The sequence below is a fragment of the Synechococcus sp. BO 8801 genome (genome assembly GCF_002252675.1).
In the GTDB taxonomy this organism is placed as follows: Bacteria; Cyanobacteriota; Cyanobacteriia; order PCC-6307; family Cyanobiaceae; genus Cyanobium.
This window is the reverse complement of the sequence record NZ_NQKY01000012.1, coordinates 55,352-69,190: the sequence shown is the minus strand read 5'-3', so window position 1 is coordinate 69,190 and position 13,839 is coordinate 55,352. Positions and strand designations below refer to the sequence as shown.

General features: G+C 71.8%; 15 protein-coding genes and 2 riboswitches. Of the genes, 5 read left to right on the top strand and 10 right to left on the bottom strand.

The annotated features are described in order from the left end of the window. Window positions 1–60: 60 nt before the first annotated feature. Genes CJZ86_RS10325 through CJZ86_RS10305 form a run of 5 tightly spaced genes read right to left on the bottom strand, consistent with a single transcriptional unit; the run spans window position 61 to window position 4,364 of the window. Window positions 61–1,059, bottom strand: coding sequence for a sll0787 family AIR synthase-like protein (locus CJZ86_RS10325; protein ID WP_094585865.1), 999 nt, complete (start codon window positions 1,057–1,059; stop codon window positions 61–63). Beyond that, the gene (locus CJZ86_RS10320; RefSeq protein ID WP_094585864.1) at window positions 1,056–1,709 is read right to left on the bottom strand and encodes an MSMEG_0567/Sll0786 family nitrogen starvation N-acetyltransferase; all 654 of its coding nucleotides are present in this window, start codon (window positions 1,707–1,709) and stop codon (window positions 1,056–1,058) included. Before CJZ86_RS10320 ends, CJZ86_RS10325 begins: the two co-directional genes overlap by 4 nt. Before the next feature lie 8 nt (window positions 1,710–1,717). Then, entirely contained in the window at window positions 1,718–2,860 is a 1,143-nt protein-coding gene (locus tag CJZ86_RS10315; protein WP_094585863.1) for an MSMEG_0568 family radical SAM protein, read from the bottom strand. Beyond that, on the bottom strand, window positions 2,853–3,881 hold the full coding sequence (locus tag CJZ86_RS10310) for a Nit6803 family nitrilase (protein ID WP_094585862.1): 1,029 nt from the start codon (window positions 3,879–3,881) through the stop codon (window positions 2,853–2,855). The genes CJZ86_RS10315 and CJZ86_RS10310 overlap by 8 nt, the downstream gene beginning before the upstream one ends. Beyond that, a complete protein-coding gene (locus CJZ86_RS10305; protein ID WP_094585861.1) occupies window positions 3,882–4,364 on the bottom strand; it encodes an MSMEG_0572/Sll0783 family nitrogen starvation response protein in 483 nt (160 codons plus the stop codon). 186 nt (window positions 4,365–4,550) lie between these two features. Here CJZ86_RS10305 and CJZ86_RS10300 point away from each other — a divergent pair, with 186 nt between their 5' ends. Further along, window positions 4,551–5,855, top strand: coding sequence for an MSMEG_0569 family flavin-dependent oxidoreductase (locus CJZ86_RS10300; protein WP_198960116.1), 1,305 nt, complete (start codon window positions 4,551–4,553; stop codon window positions 5,853–5,855). Between the two features lie 4 nt (window positions 5,856–5,859). On the opposite strand, the gene CJZ86_RS10295 is transcribed toward CJZ86_RS10300, so the two are convergent. Then, window positions 5,860–6,483 (bottom strand): HupE/UreJ family protein, encoded by a 624-nt coding sequence (locus CJZ86_RS10295; RefSeq protein ID WP_094585860.1) that lies wholly within the window; start codon window positions 6,481–6,483, stop codon window positions 5,860–5,862. A 25-nt stretch (window positions 6,484–6,508) separates the two neighbouring features. Next, window positions 6,509–6,672, bottom strand: a riboswitch (cobalamin riboswitch). A 50-nt stretch (window positions 6,673–6,722) separates the two neighbouring features. After that, a riboswitch (cobalamin riboswitch) is annotated at window positions 6,723–6,881 on the top strand. A gap of 24 nt (window positions 6,882–6,905) precedes the next feature. Between CJZ86_RS10295 and CJZ86_RS10290 the strand changes: the two genes are divergently transcribed. Next, window positions 6,906–7,514, top strand: coding sequence for a HupE/UreJ family protein (locus tag CJZ86_RS10290; protein WP_094585859.1), 609 nt, complete (start codon window positions 6,906–6,908; stop codon window positions 7,512–7,514). On the opposite strand, the gene CJZ86_RS10285 is transcribed toward CJZ86_RS10290, so the two are convergent. The 4 genes from CJZ86_RS10285 to CJZ86_RS10270 are packed head-to-tail and all read right to left on the bottom strand — an operon-like array spanning window position 7,502 to window position 11,839. Continuing rightward, window positions 7,502–8,497, bottom strand: a complete 996-nt coding sequence (locus tag CJZ86_RS10285) for an N-acetylglucosamine kinase (protein ID WP_094585858.1) — start codon at window positions 8,495–8,497, stop codon at window positions 7,502–7,504. The genes CJZ86_RS10290 and CJZ86_RS10285 overlap by 13 nt on opposite strands. Next, window positions 8,488–9,804, bottom strand: a complete 1,317-nt coding sequence (locus tag CJZ86_RS10280) for an IctB family putative bicarbonate transporter (protein ID WP_094585857.1) — start codon at window positions 9,802–9,804, stop codon at window positions 8,488–8,490. The genes CJZ86_RS10285 and CJZ86_RS10280 overlap by 10 nt, the downstream gene beginning before the upstream one ends. Then, complete coding sequence (trmB, locus tag CJZ86_RS10275; RefSeq protein ID WP_094585886.1) at window positions 9,804–10,517, bottom strand: tRNA (guanosine(46)-N7)-methyltransferase TrmB; 714 nt, start codon at window positions 10,515–10,517, stop codon at window positions 9,804–9,806. The genes CJZ86_RS10280 and trmB overlap by 1 nt, the downstream gene beginning before the upstream one ends. Window positions 10,518–10,519: 2 nt before the next feature. After that, window positions 10,520–11,839, bottom strand: a complete 1,320-nt coding sequence (locus tag CJZ86_RS10270) for an FIST signal transduction protein (RefSeq protein WP_094585856.1) — start codon at window positions 11,837–11,839, stop codon at window positions 10,520–10,522. 60 nt (window positions 11,840–11,899) lie between these two features. Between CJZ86_RS10270 and CJZ86_RS10265 the strand changes: the two genes are divergently transcribed. From CJZ86_RS10265 to CJZ86_RS10255, 3 genes are read left to right on the top strand one after another with little or no spacing between them, the layout of a single operon-like run. Next, the gene (locus tag CJZ86_RS10265; protein ID WP_094585855.1) at window positions 11,900–12,517 is read left to right on the top strand and encodes a DUF3177 family protein; all 618 of its coding nucleotides are present in this window, start codon (window positions 11,900–11,902) and stop codon (window positions 12,515–12,517) included. Window positions 12,518–12,540: 23 nt separating this feature from the next. Then, window positions 12,541–12,912 (top strand): DUF7734 family protein, encoded by a 372-nt coding sequence (locus tag CJZ86_RS10260; protein WP_094585854.1) that lies wholly within the window; start codon window positions 12,541–12,543, stop codon window positions 12,910–12,912. Between the two features lie 36 nt (window positions 12,913–12,948). Further along, window positions 12,949–13,836, top strand: coding sequence for a hypothetical protein (locus CJZ86_RS10255; RefSeq protein WP_198960115.1), 888 nt, complete (start codon window positions 12,949–12,951; stop codon window positions 13,834–13,836). The last annotated feature ends 3 nt before the right edge of the window (window positions 13,837–13,839 follow it).

Below are 13,839 nucleotides of genomic sequence, written 5' to 3'. Positions count from 1 at the left end.
GCGCCCCCCACCACCCATTGGGAGGATTGTGGGCCGGGGCCGCCCCGGCTGCGGTGACGATCACGACAGCACGCCGAAACCGGTGAGCGGCGCCTCACCGCGCCAGATCGTCTCCTGCCGGCCTTCCGCCTCCAGCACCAGCCGGCGCTCCGCCGTGAACGTGCCGATCCGCGCCAGCAGCAGGCCGTCGCAGGCGGCCACCCGCTCCGCCAGCCGGCCCTCCTGATCGGGGCGGGCGGCCAGCAGGAAGCCGAAGCTGGGGAAGCAGGTCAGCCAGGGCTCCAGCGCCACCCCATCGGGGGGCTGGATCGCCGCCAGATCCAGGCTCAGGCCGCAGCCCGCCGCTTCGCAGAACATCGCGGCGGTGCCCACCAGGCCGCCCATGCTGATGTCCTTGGCGGCATGGACGCTGGCGTCGGCCGCCAGTTCCGCCATCAGGGCCAGCTGGCGCCGCAGCCGGGCCGGTTCGGCGTCGGTGGCCGCATCCCAGCAGAGGGAGGCGCCGCGGAAGCCGCCGTTCGGGTCGATCAGCAGGTGGCAGTGGTCGCCGGGGCGGGCCGCACGGGCCGAGAGCACCGGGCCGGCGGCCGTGCCCAGCACCGCCACCGCCAGGGCGTCGTAGGGGCTGTGCAGGTTGGTGTGGCCCCCCACCACCGGCACCCCGAACACCTCCGAGGCCCGGCGCAGGCCCGCCAGGATTAGTTCCGCCCGGGCGGCGCTGCGACACCAGAGGCTGTTCACCACCGCGATCGGGGTGCCGCCCATGGCGGCGATGTCGCTGAGGTTTACCAGCACCCCGCACCAGCCGGCGAACCAGGGGTCGGCGGCCACCAGGGCCGGGTCCAGCCCCTCACTGGCCAGCAGCAGCGGCGTGGCCACCGCCGGCAGCAGGGCGGCATCGTCGCCGAGGGCGGCAGCGGGCCCCAGGGCGGGAAAGGGCTGGTGGGGGAAGGTGGCCGCCGGGGACTGGATGTCGGTCTTGCCGGTGAGGCCACTGAGCTGGCGCAGCCGGGCGGCCAGGGCCGCCAGATCAGGACCCTGCGGCCCGGGACGACTCACGCCGCCGCCACCCCCGCCACCTCGCCCGCCGCCAGGGGGCGCCGCTCCAGGCCGGGCTGGTAATAGGAGAGATCGGCCTCCATCAGGTGGTGGGGCAGGCCGCGGATCTCCAGGGTGTCGATCGACGTCCAGTGCAGGCGCTGGAAGAAGCGCACGTTCTGGAGCTGCACGGTGGCCAGGAAGCGGTCGCAGCCCCAGCCGTTGGCCGTTGTGACCGCCTTCCAGATCAGGCCCTTGCCGATCTGGTTGTGGCGGCGGTGGTCGCCGTGCACCCCGAGCCGGCCGCCGTACCAGAGGCGGGGCCGCTCCTCCAGGATCCGCACCACCCCCACCACGCCGCTGCCGCTGCCGGCGCTGTGGTCGAGGGCGGCGATGGGATAGGCGTGGCCATCCTTCTCATCCCGGTCGGAGTCTTCGAACAGGTGCTGCTCCTGGCAGAAGATGGCGCTGCGCAGCTGCCAGTAGCCCTCCTCCAGGGGCGTGCCGCGCCGCAGCAGATGGAAGGAGAAGCGCTGGGAGCTGGCCGTGGGCGAGAGGCGGAAGTCCTCGGCTTCGATCGCCACCCCCCGCCGCACCGAGGGGGTGAAGGCGGCGGGCGCCGAGCTGGCGCTGCGGCCGATGTCGTGGCTGGAGGGGTCGATGAAGAACATGGCCGCGCTCAGGGAGTGCCCGGCTCCGGGCCGGCTTCGAACAGGGACAGGGCCGAGCAGGCGCCGCACTTGGCACAGCCGGCCGCCATGGCCTCGGACCTGAGGTCGGAGGCCCGCAACCGGTCGCCCACGGCCGTGTACACCGCCACCATGAAGTCGGTGGAGGGGGCGGGATGGGCCTCCAGGGGGGTGCCGGCGATCGGAACGAAGGGCACCACGAAGGGGTAGACGCCCAGGGCGATCAGCCGCTCACTCACGGCAATGAGGGAGGCGGCGCTGTCCCCCAGCCCGGCCAGCAGGTAGGTGGACACCTGGCCGCGGCCGAACACCGCCACGGCCTCGGCGAAGGCCTCCATGTAGCGCTCCAGCCCCAGCTCCGACTTGCCCGGCAGGATCCGCCGCCGTACCTCCTCTTCCACCACCTCCAGGTGCATGCCGAGGCTGTCGACGCCGGCATCCTTCATATGGCGGTACCAGGCTGGATCTTCGGGGGGCTCGCATTGGGCCTGGATCGGCAGGTCCACCCGGGCCATGACGGCGGCGGCGGTCTCGGCCATCAGCCGGGCGCCCCGGTCGTCGCTGTTGGGGGTGCCGGTGGTGAGCACCAGCTGGCGCACGCCATCGAGGCGCACCGCCGCCTCGGCCACCTCCGCCACCTGGGCCGGCGTCTTTCGCACGAGGGTGCGGCCATCCTCCAGCGACTGCTCGATGGCGCAGAACTGGCACGACTGGGTTCGGTCGCGGAAGCGGATGCAGGTCTGCAGGAGGGTGGTGGCCAGCACGTCCCGGCCGTGCAGCAGGGCGATGGAGCGGTAGGGGATGCCCTCGGCGGTGGCCAGGCCGTAGAAGCGCGGCTCGGGCGGGGTCTCCACCGTCAGGGGCCAGGCGTCGTCGGCTGCGAGGGTCGCGGTGGTGCCGCTCACCTCCAGGCCGCCGGCGGCGGCGGTGTCCAGCCGGTAGGGCGAGCTGCCGGCCAGGGCGTTGTAGACGGGCACCATCACCGTGGTGCCGTCGATGCTGAGGGCGCGGTGATCAGAGGGGCCTGCCCCGCCCCGGCGGCCGGGGTTGCCGGGCACCGCCGGGTCGACCACCCCATGCACCTGCAATTCGGTGAGCCGGCGCCCCAGGGCGCGGCGATCGTGCTCAGCCATGGTGCAGCTCCTCCAGCAGTGGCAGGGCAGGAAGCGCCTCACCGGCAGCGGAGACGGTGTTGGCGATGGCGAATTCGTTCAGTCCGGGTTCGGCAGACCGCTCATGCAGCTGGCGGGCGGGGCTGCGGTCGATCAGCAGCCCCAGCAGGTCGGGGCGGCTGTAGTGGCCGACGCTGTCCATCATGCGTTTGCGTTTGGTGATCAGGGTCAGGTCGAGTTCGGCGATGGCCAGCCCCTCGCCATCGGGCAGCGGCCCGGCCAGGTAGCGGCCCTCCGGGCTGATCACCGCCGTGTGGCAGCCCCCCTGGCAGGCCTTCTGCAGCACCGGATCGGGCGTGATCCGCTCGATGTCCTCCGGCTCCAGCCAGGCGGTGGAGGAGACCACGAAGCAGCCGGCCTCGAGGGCGTGGTGGCGCAGGGTGACGGCGGTCTGCTCGGCGAAGATCGGCCCCACCAGCGAGCCGGGGAACTGGGCGCAGTGGATCTCCTCGCCCTGGGCCATCAGGCTGAAGCGGGCCAGGGGGTTGTAGTGCTCCCAGCAGGCCAGGGCGCCGATGCGGCCGAGGGCGGTGGGCACCACCTGGAGGCCGGCCCCGTCACCCTGGCCCCACACCATCCGCTCGTGATACGTGGGGGTGAGCTTGCGGCGCTTCAGCACCAGCTCACCGGCGGAATCGATCAGCAGCTGGGCGTTGTAGAGGCTGCCCCCATCGCGCTCGTTGATGCCCAGCAGCACGTGCAGGCCGAGCTGGCGGGCGGCGGCGGTGATCCGGCCCAGGGCAGGGCCGGGCACCGTCACCGCCTGCTCGTACAGCTTCAGGTGCGACTTGCCCATCAGCACCGGCGGCTCCACGAAGGAGAAGTAGGGGTAGTAGGGCAGGAACGTCTCGGGGAAGACGATCAGCTCCACCCCGGCCGCAGCGGCCTCCTCCATGGCCGCCACCACCCGCGCCACCGATCCCTCCAGGCTGTAGAGCACCGGACGGATCTGGGCGGCGGCGACGGTGACCGTGGCGGGCATTCAGAGCGTCCAGGTGTCGAGGATGAAGGCGCCTTCCTTGCGGTGCAGCAGCACGATGTCGAGCACATCGAGGGGGTTGACCGGGGTGATTCCCGGGATCAGGGCGCCTTCGCCGTGGCCGTAGAGGGCCTGCAGGGCGAAGCGGCAGGCGTAGACCTTGCCGCCCTGGTCCATGAACTTCTGGATGCGGGCGCCGAAGTTGAGGTGGCCGTCGAAGGCGGCATCACCGAGCTTGGGGAAGCCCCGCTGCAGCCCCAGGGTCACCCCCGGGCCGTAGAGCAGGATCGAGGTCTCGAAGCCCTTGTTGATCAGGCGGCTGGCCTGCAGCAGGTTCACCAGGCCGATGGAACCTTCGAAGGCCACGGTGTGGAAGGTGACCAGGGCCTTCTCACCGGGTTCGGCCTTGACGTCGGGAAAGACCTTCTCCTCGTAGTCGACGAGGAATTCACCCGTCTGGTTGGCGGGACGGCTGACCTGGGGCATGGGGAAGTGCGGTCGGTGGAATCGGCATGGGGGACCGTGCCACGGATGAACTTTTGTTCTGTGTCGCCGATGCCACCGAATGCCGGCGCCGGGTACCGGTACTCACGGCGCCCGGGCGATCCGTGCCGGTCGTTACAGGAGGTATCGCCAGCGGCGGCCAGCATCGGCTTTCGTTCAGGCGCCGGGGTGGCTGTGGCAAGGGGTTCGGAGTCGGTGCAGCGGCACCCGGTGGTGGTGGTGGGCGGCGGTCAGGCGGGCCTGTCGATCGCCCACTGCCTGCAGAAGCGCGGGGTGCGGCCCCTGGTGCTGGAGCGCCACCGCATCGGCCATGCCTGGGCCCGCCAGCGCTGGGACTCCTTCTGCCTGGTGACGCCCAACTGGCAGTGCCGCCTCCCGGATTTCCCCTACGACGGCGACGACCCCGAGGGCTTCATGGGCCGCGAGGAGATCGTCCGCTATGTGCAGCGCTTCGCCGACCACATCCAGGTGCCCGTGCGCGAGGGCGTGGCGGTGAACCGCCTGCAGGCGAGCGGCACGGGGTTCCTGCTCTCCACCGATGAGGGCCCCATCGAGGCGGAGCAGGTGGTGATCGCCACCGGCGGCTACCACCGCCCCAAGCGCCACCCCCTCGCCGCCCGCCTGCCGGAGTCGATCCTGCAGATCGATGCCCGCGACTACGACAGCCCCGCCACCCTCCCCCCCGGACCGGTGCTGGTGGTGGGCAGCGGCCAGTCGGGCTGCCAGATCGCCGAAGACCTGCATCTGGCCGGCCGTCGGGTGCACCTGAGCGTCGGCAGCGCCCCCCGCTCCCCCCGCCGCTACCGCGGCCGCGACGTGGTCGACTGGCTCGATCGCATGGGCTACTACGCCATGCCGATCGACCAGCACGCCGATCCCAGGGCGGTGCGGGGCAAGACCAACCACTACCTCACCGGCCGCGACGGCGGCCGGGAGATCGACCTGCGCCGCCGAGCCCTCGAGGGGATGGTGCTGCACGGCCGCCTGGCCGACCTCGGCCACGACCGCATCCGGTTCGCCGGCGACCTGGCCGCCAACCTCGACGGGGCCGATGCCGTCTACAGCCGCATCTGCCGCAGCATCGACGACCACATCGCCAGCGAGGGCCTCGATGCCCCCGAGGAAGCGCCCTACGTCCCCTGCTGGACGCCGCCCCCCGGTGCGCCGGAGCCCCTCGACCTGGTCGCCGAGCCGCTGGCGGCGGTGATCTGGTGCACGGGCTACAGCCCGGATTTCTCCTGGGTGGAGGTGCCCGTGTTCGACGGCGCCGGCCATCCGGTCCACGAGCGGGGTCTCACCCGGGTGCCGGGGTTTTATGTCCTGGGCCTGCCCTGGCTGCACACCTGGGGCTCGGCCCGCTTCTGCGGCGTCGCCGACGACGCCGAGTACCTGGCGGAGGCGATCCGCCTGCGGGCCTCGCACCGGGCCGCCAGCCAGGAGCGGCTGGAGTGCACCGCCCTGCTGGGCACCTGAGCCCTCAGGCCACCAGGGCCGACCAGGTGAAGGCCAGGCCGATGCCCATCAGCAGACCGGCGGTGATGTTGACCGCACCGCTGGAGGCCCTGCGGCGCCAGCGACGGACGGCGGTGAGGGCCACCAGCAGCAGCAGGCTCTGGCTCACCAGCAGACCGACCAGATAGAAGCCGATCGGGGTGGGTTCCCAGCCGAGGACGGCGCCGCTGAGGGCGTAGCCGTGCAGCAGGAAGGCGGGCACCAGCACGGCCGGGGGCAGGCGCCGGGCCAGCACCAGGCCGGTGAGGGCCACCGAGAGGGCCACCAGGGGCTCGATCCAGGGGAAGCCCGGCAGGGCCAGCCCCAGGGCGTTACCCACCAGCCCGCAGCCCAGCAGGGCCAGCACCCAGCGGAAGGGCTGGACGATGCCCACCAGGCCGATGGCCAGCAGGAACAGCAGGTGGTCGGGGCCCAGGATCGGGTGGGCCAGGCCGCTCAGCAGGCCGGTGAGGACGCCCGGCTTCATGCCGGTGAGATCCATCAGGTGGTGGGCCGATGCGGGAGCCGCCAGCAGCAGCGGCAGGGCGCACATGGCGAGCAGGGCGATGGGCAGGGCGCCGCGCCGCTTGGCCAGGGAAGGCAGATTCATGGATGATCTCCGGTCCTCGCCGGCAGGAAAGGTGTCGTGGGGGGTGAGCGTTCTGACTGAGGACGACGGGGCGGGGGCCACGGTGTCCATCACAGCTGCGGGACAGCGGCGGACTTGGGTCACCCCGCACCGCCTTTCCTCCTTGCGTCCTCCCCGTGAAGGGAAGGAACCTCCTGCGGGCCATCCTCCCCCCTTACCGGTCAGAAGCTGCGGTCATCGGGCGGCAACGTCACTGGCTGCGGGCACAATGGGTGGACGGTTCCCGGGGTTCACCTCCGGGAGGAAACGAGGAAAGTCCGGTGCACGGCAGGGTTCTCCCTTCCATCATTCCGGCGCTGTCCCGCAGCTGTGATGGGGTCACCCTCAGCCAGAACGCTCGCCGTGAACCGTTCCTTCCATCCCGGCGCGGACCGGGAACCTCGATGATCCACTTCTCCCGTCTGCGCTCCTGGACCCTGCTGGGGGGCGCCGCCGCCCTCGGCTTCGTGCTCGTCGGCCAGCCGGCCCAGGCCCATGGCCTGGCCCACGGCGGCCTCAGCTACGGCTTCCTCCACCCGATCACCGGGGTCGACCACCTGCTGCTGCTGATCGGGGTCGGCGCCGCCGCCTCCTATGTGTCGGCCCAGCTGCTGCTCTGGGGCCTGGCCGGTGCGGTCCTGGGGGGACTGGCCGGGGCCATGGGCTTCACCATGCCCTTCGCCGAGGTGCTCGCCGCCCTGGCGATCTCGGCGGTGGCGCTGCTGATCCTGAACGCCCACCGCGAGAGCCGCAGCCCTGGTCTGGCCTTCGGTGGCGGCCTGGTGGCCGCGGCGGTGGCACTGCATGGCGCCCTGCACGGCGGTGAGGCCCCTGTCGATGCTTCGGCCTTCGGCTGGTGGGCCGGTGCCCTGGCGGCCTCGGTGCTGGTCAGCGGTGGCTCCTTCCTGCTGATGCGCCGCCTTCCCCTGGCTTGGACCACCCGGCTGGCCCTGCTGCTGGCCGTGCTCGGCGGCGCCCTGGCCCTCGTTCCCCTGGCGGCTCAGGCCGGCTGAGGCCCACTCAGCAGGGCCGCTGCCATCGCCAGGGCCCCCTGGCAGGCATCGCCGGCGGCCCCCACCAGCCGGCTGCCCGGCAGGGCCAGGGTCAGGCTGCGGCCGAAGGGGTCCCGCAGCTGCTCCAGATGGAGCAGCGCTCCTCCCATCGGGCACACCGCCGGCCCCACCAGATCCAGGCACCGGGCCACTCCTGCCGCCATCGCCGCCAGCGCCCCTGCGTTGTGCTCCATCACGGCGAGGGCCCGGGGATCGCCGGCGGCGGCCAGCCGGTCGAGCACCGGCGCCAGCCGGGCAAAGCCGGCGGCGCCGAACCCGTCGGCCACCACCAGCGCCTTGAGCCGCTGGGGAGATCCCGGGTCGTCCGGGTCCAGATCCAGGGCCTCCCACAGGGCCCGCCGCAGGTGGGTTTCGGGGAGCCGGGCATCGGCCATCTGCAGGCTCAGGGCCAGGCCGTCCCGGCCGATGTCCATGGCCGAACCGGCCCCGTCCAGCAGCCAGCCCCAGCCGGCGCAGCGGTGCTCGCGCCCACGGCCGTCGCGGCCGACGGCGATGGTGCCGGTGCCGCTGATCACCACGATGCCGGGGCCGGCAGGGAAGGCCCCGCGCAGGGCGGTGCGCTCGTCGCCGGTGACCACCACCTTCTCCGGGGCCAGCCCCAGGGCGGCGGCCGCCAGGGCTCGCCCCTGGTCCTGCACCGCCGTGCCCAGTTCGATGCCGCTGGCCCCCACCGCGGCCGCCACCAGTACGGCCGTGCCGGCGGACTCGCCGGCGTCGATGAGATGGGCCCGGGCCCGCACCAGGCTCTCCCGCAGGGCGGCCCCGAAGCGCTCGGGACCCTCGGGGGCGGCCAGGTGGCACAAGCCGGGGCCTTCCCCTTCCCCGACCACCGGGCCCAGCCCCGGCGGGATGCCATCGCCTACAAGGGCCAGGCGGCAGGTGGTGTGGGTCTGACCGGCGTCGAAGCCGGCGATCAGTCGCATGGCGCTGGATCCGCCGCCGAGGCGGCGAGGGTGGCGAGGCTGAACAGGGCGATCAGCTGCACCTCCGGCCGGAAGAAGATCGTGTCCGTGAGGCCCTGCACCCCCAGCCCCGCGAACACGGCCACCGCCGCCAGGCAGGGCAGGGCCAGGGGGGCGCTGCTGCGCCACTGGCCCAGGCCCACCTTCACGGCGCTCAGCAGCAGGCCCAGCCCCGCCAGCAGCCCCGGAATGCCGGCCTCCACCAGCAGCTCCAGGGGGATGGAGTAGGCGCTGAGGGCGTTGAACTTGGGCTGCTGGTACAGCGGATAGATGAGGTTGAAGGCGCTGTTGCCCGGGCCGATCCCGATCCAGGGGCGGTCCTGGATCATCGCCAGGGCCGAGGTCCAGACGTTCATGCGGAAGTTGTTGGAGCTGTCCTCCCGGCCGGCCACCAGGCTCATCACCCGCACCCGCAGCGGCTCCACCTGGGTCACCAGCAGCACCAGCGCCACGGTGGCCCCGGCCAGCAGCAGCAGGGGGAACAGGCGCCGCCACAGGGGCGGCCAGTCGCGGGTCTGGCGCAGCACCAGCAGCAGGGCCAGCAGGCCCAGGGAGGCCACCATCCCCATCCAGGCGCCGCGGCTGTAGGTGAGCACCAGGGCCACCAGGCCCAGCACCAGGCTGGCCAGGGCGAACAGGCGCCGGCCCCGTCCCTGCCAGCGCAGCAGGGCCACCACGGCCAGGGGCAGGATCGGCAGCAGGTAGCCCCCCAGCAGGTTGGGGTTTTCGAGGGTGCTGTAGATGCGCACCGTGCCCTCGGCCACCGAGTTGTTGTCCGACCAGCGGGCCAGGGCCCCGGGGGCCTCGTAGAGCTGGCGGATGCCGATCACGCTGGTGATCAGTTCACCGGCCAGCAGGGCGCCCACCAGCCGGTCCCACCAGGCCGGGGCGGCGGCCAGCAGCTGGCGCATCAGGGCGTAGACGCTCAGGTAGCTGAGCAGCTTGAACAGGCCCACCAGGGCGGCCTTCGGCACGGGCGAAAAGCCGGTGGCCACCACGGCGATCGCGATCACCAGCAGCAGCCAGATGTTGATGGCGCCGAGGCGGCCCGGCGGGGTGCGCAGGGCCCAGACCACCCAGAGCAGGGCGGAGGCGGCGATCAGCAGGCTGAGGCCCGCCCGGGTCACCAGGGGCAGGCCGGCCATCAGGGCGCAGAGGATCCAGCCCGCCAGAAGGGGCAGGTGGGCGCCGAGGCGGCCGGCGGGCAGGCCGGCCAGCAACCCCTGCCAGCGCAGCAGCAGGGGCACGGGAGCTGGGGCAGGCACCATCAATCCGCTTCAGCGTCGAGGCGATTATCGACGCCACTGGTGGTGGGTTCCAGGTGGGCTTCCAGATCGGCCAGTGGCGGCAGGGGGGCGTTGTTGCGGCGGTAGAGGCTGCGGTGCACCGGCTTGCCCTCGGCCAGCACCTGGCCTTCCCGTTCGGTGGCCACCGGCAGGGGATTTCGCTCAGGGCCGCACTCCTCGGGCCCGGCCAGCTCGAAGGCGCCGCTGGCCCCAACCAGCTGCCGCATCGGGGTGATCAGGGCCTCCACATCGCTCTGCAGGAAGAGGGTCCGGCCGGGGGCGAGGGCCGCGGCGATCGCCAGCAGCAGGGCGGGCTGCAGCACCCGGCGCTTGCGGTGGCGCAGTTTGAACCAGGGGTCGGGGAACTGCAGTGTCACCAGTTCCAGCTGCCCGGGGCTCAGCTGCGCCAGCCACTCCGGCAGGTTGACGTTGGCGTTGCCGTAGAGGAAGCGCAGGTTGGTGAGCCCGTCCCGGCGGCGGTCGTCCTCGGCGGCCTCCACCAGGGGCCGGCGGATCTCCAGGCCGAGGTGGTTGCGCTGCGGCGCCAGGGGGGCCATGGCCAGCAGGCAACGGCCCCGGGCGGAGCCGATATCCAGATGCAGGGGCAGGGAGGGATCGGCGAACAGCTCGATCAGCGGCGGCAGGGGCCGCGCCAGCTGGTGGATCCGGCTGAGGGGATTGACGTGCTGACGCACCATCAGAGCGGTGTGGCGGTGCCCCCGGGCGGGTCGTTGGGAACCAGGAAGCCCCAGCTGGCGGTGTAGCCGTGCAGGTGGGTGGTGCCCCCCACCGGGCCGATCTCACCGTTGCAGAACAGACCGGCGATCGGAACGGTGCCGAACACCTCCCGGCACAGGTTCACATCGCCGTCGGCCTCGCCGTAGAGGCCTTCGCCCCGGCCCAGGCAGGCGAACAGGAAGGCGGCCAGGGGCTCGCTGCGGCGCCGGGCCTGTCCGGCCAGCAGCTGGCGGGATTCGTCCCGGGAGGCATCGGCATCGCGCAGCTGGAACTGCACCTTCTGGCCCACCCGCATCCGTTCCCCCACCGCCACCGCCCCGTTGCGGGGGTCGACGCCGATCAGGTTGCGCACCAGGAAGGAGCCGGGCGCCTCCGCCACGGGGGTGAGGTCGGCGCTGGGGAGACTGAAGTCGCTGCGGCCGACGCCGAGGAACAGGGAATGCTTCACCTGCTCCCGCTCGGCGGGGGTGAGGTCGACGAGGATCGACTGCAGGGCGGCCACGGGGCTGTTGCGGGTGCTGCCGCAGCTCACCTCGATCACCACGTTGCGCTGGGCCTGCTCCACCTCCAGCACCGGGCCGATCGGCCGGCAGCCCTGGGCCACCAGGGGATCGAGCCGCCAGGCGCCGCTGATCAGGCAGCCCACCGCCCCGTTGCGGACCGTGTCGGCGGGAGTGTTCGGGGCAGCGGTGCCGCTGTCGAAGAGCAGGGAGCCGTGGGCGGCGCTGTGGGGGCCGGCGATGCCGCCCACCTTGGTGGTGTTGGGGTAGGCGTAATCCAGGCCGCTGATCAGGTCGTTGATGGCGGTGCCGGTGGGATCGAGCAGCAGCAGCATCGACTGGCCGTCCTCGAGTTCGCCCCCCACCCGCTCCCGCCAGGGCTCGGCCGGGCCATCAAGGTCGGGCAGGGAGGTGGTGTCGATGGCAAAGGGATGGAGGCTGGCGCCCGGGAGCCGCAGCAGGGTGACCGTCAGGGCCGGCTGCTGTTCGATCTCATGGGGCGCGCCCGCCGGATCGGTGCCCACCACACCGCCGCCGACGCAGCCCAGCCAGTGGGCGGCGCTGAGTTTCTGCTGCAGCAGGGGCAGCAGGCGGGGCAGGTCGCTGGCGTAGCTGGCGGAGGCGAACACCAGGGCCAGGTCGGCCTCACCGGCGCCCCGGAGCTGCTCGAACACCTGGTTGACGGCTTCCTGGAGAGAGGGATCCCGGCCGAGGGCGGTGCGGCACCAGGGGGCGTCGGGACGACGCTGCAACCAGGGAAAGGAGGGGAGGGAGCCCATGGACGGACCCTATCGCCTGGGGGGCACACGGATAATGGCGCCTTACCGAACCGAGCGGACGTGCCGGAACAGCTCTATCGCTCCCTGGTCTGGCTCGACGTGCGGCTTGGAATGCTGTTCGCCGTTGGGCTGCCGCTGGTGCTGCTCGTCTGGGCGGCGCTCCGCAAGGAGCAGGCCCTGGTGCGCCTGATGGGCCTCTACTGGAAGGTGGCGAGCCTGCAGCTGATCGCCCTGCTGCTGCTCACGGGCAACCGCCCCACCGGCTTCCTGCTGCTGGTGGTGGCGCCGCTGATGGTGGTGGCCAGCCTGTGGTTCTGGGTGGATCTCAATGAGGAGCTGGCCGACATGCCCCCCTGGCGGGCCCTGCCGCTCACCCTGCGCATCTGGCGCTGGAGCCTGACCCTGCTGTCGCTGGGCGGAGCGAGCCTGGCCATCACCGCCCTGCCCTGCATGGGCGGCGCCGGTGCCGGTCTTCGCCTCTGCCGGGCCTGGCTGGAGGCCCCCGAGGGGCTCCACGGCGTGGTGGCCCGGGTGTTCGCCTTCGTGTTCGGCGGCGAGTGGACGACGGGGGTGGCCGCCTTCGTCGGCTATGCGGCCCTGGTGGCCTACGTGGTGGGCCTGCTGCAGTGGCTGGTGGTGCGCCTGCCGCGCCTGGGCCGGGTGGCCGGCGAGTTCTGAGCTGTTCTTCGGCGTTGTCCCCCATGACCGACACCACGCCCGACGCCGCCTCCCCCTCCGTGGCGGCCCTGCTGGCGGCGCTGGAAGTCATCAGCCGCGAGCGCCCCGACCGGGTGCTGCGCCTGGTGGGCACCCTGCCGCTGCCGGAGCCGGACCCCGCCGGGGCGGGCGAGGAGCCCTTTGAGCTGCTGATCTTCCGCGGCTTCTCCAGCAGCGTCACCCACCCCACCGCCTTCGACCCCGACCAGCCGGCCCTGCCGGCGTCGGCCCGCATCGCGGCGGCCGAACTGCTGGCCGGCCCCCTCAACCCCAGCGACGAGCGGCTCCTGGCGGGCCCGCTGCCGGCGGCGACCTATCTGGATGCGGGGGCCTGGGAAGGAACGGCAGGGGGCTGATTCGGCGGCCTGCCCGGTGGCTGGGGGGAGGCCATTATGGATTTGTCGCCAACAGCCGTTGGCGGATCAAGAGACAACGAGGACATCCTGGCCATGCCGTGTCTCCCTTCTCATGGCCGCGTTGATTGCAACCTGTGCTTTGAAGGCAAGCCAGTCGTTTTCGACAAGACCAGACGTAAGGAAGGCGACTGGCGCATCACCAATAATCCACTTGCCTGGGGAAGCAGCACTCCTGAAATCGTGCTCCTTGGCTTCTCAAAGGGACCGCGTCAGGCGGGTTCCTTGGCCAGCACTCCGCACGACGAGATTGCCTTCAAGGCGAGTCGTGGAAACGTAGCCAAAATCCTCGCCCATCTTGGTCTGCTGCCAGGGGTGCTGATGGAGAGGGGCAGCAAGGCCGTGGATGAACTGATCGCAGACCCATCCGGACGCTTCCATTTTGGCTCCCTAGTGCGCTGCACGGTCGAGCGATACGACAGGAAGTCGGCGGGTTGGAAGGGATCTGGCGGTGGAATGCTTGATCAGTTTGTGGCCCTGCCGTTTGGACACGACGTGGCCACCAGTTGTGCCAGCCGCTTCCTCGGCTCCCTTCCCGAGGCGACGAAGCTCATCGTCATGTTTGGCTTGGGCACTGGCCTCAACTATGTCGACGCAGCCATGAAGATCTTCGGGTTTGCCCGGCCCGGAGAGTGGCGGAAACTGAATGATGTGAGCTATACGGATGGGAAGGTCGTGGTGGTTCATGTCGAGCACTTCGCCTCCCAAGGCTCTTTGATCCCTGACTGGCTTGGGCTGACAGGCAAGCCCCGCGCGCGGCTTGGACGCCTGGCACAGGAGTCCGTCCTGGCCGCCATGGGCGAGAGGCGTTCACCCTCTGAGCAGCAGCCTGACTTGCATTGGGGATCAACTCCCTCTTGGACTTGAAGC

Excerpts from the sequence above, each read along its gene's own strand:
- CJZ86_RS10320 (WP_094585864.1), bottom strand. The coding sequence starts at position 1,709 with ATGTTCTTCATCGACCCCTCCAGCCACGACATCGGCCGCAGCGCCAGC.
- CJZ86_RS10315 (WP_094585863.1), bottom strand. The coding sequence starts at position 2,860 with ATGGCTGAGCACGATCGCCGCGCCCTGGGGCGCCGGCTCACCGAATTG.
- CJZ86_RS10310 (WP_094585862.1), bottom strand. The coding sequence starts at position 3,881 with ATGCCCGCCACGGTCACCGTCGCCGCCGCCCAGATCCGTCCGGTGCTC.
- CJZ86_RS10305 (WP_094585861.1), bottom strand. The coding sequence starts at position 4,364 with ATGCCCCAGGTCAGCCGTCCCGCCAACCAGACGGGTGAATTCCTCGTC.
- CJZ86_RS10295 (WP_094585860.1), bottom strand. The coding sequence starts at position 6,483 with ATGAATCTGCCTTCCCTGGCCAAGCGGCGCGGCGCCCTGCCCATCGCC.
- CJZ86_RS10290 (WP_094585859.1), top strand. The coding sequence starts at position 6,906 with ATGATCCACTTCTCCCGTCTGCGCTCCTGGACCCTGCTGGGGGGCGCC.
- CJZ86_RS10285 (WP_094585858.1), bottom strand. The coding sequence starts at position 8,497 with ATGCGACTGATCGCCGGCTTCGACGCCGGTCAGACCCACACCACCTGC.
- CJZ86_RS10280 (WP_094585857.1), bottom strand. The coding sequence starts at position 9,804 with ATGGTGCCTGCCCCAGCTCCCGTGCCCCTGCTGCTGCGCTGGCAGGGG.
- CJZ86_RS10270 (WP_094585856.1), bottom strand. The coding sequence starts at position 11,839 with ATGGGCTCCCTCCCCTCCTTTCCCTGGTTGCAGCGTCGTCCCGACGCC.
- CJZ86_RS10260 (WP_094585854.1), top strand. The coding sequence starts at position 12,541 with ATGACCGACACCACGCCCGACGCCGCCTCCCCCTCCGTGGCGGCCCTG.
- CJZ86_RS10255 (WP_198960115.1), top strand. The coding sequence starts at position 12,949 with ATGGATTTGTCGCCAACAGCCGTTGGCGGATCAAGAGACAACGAGGAC.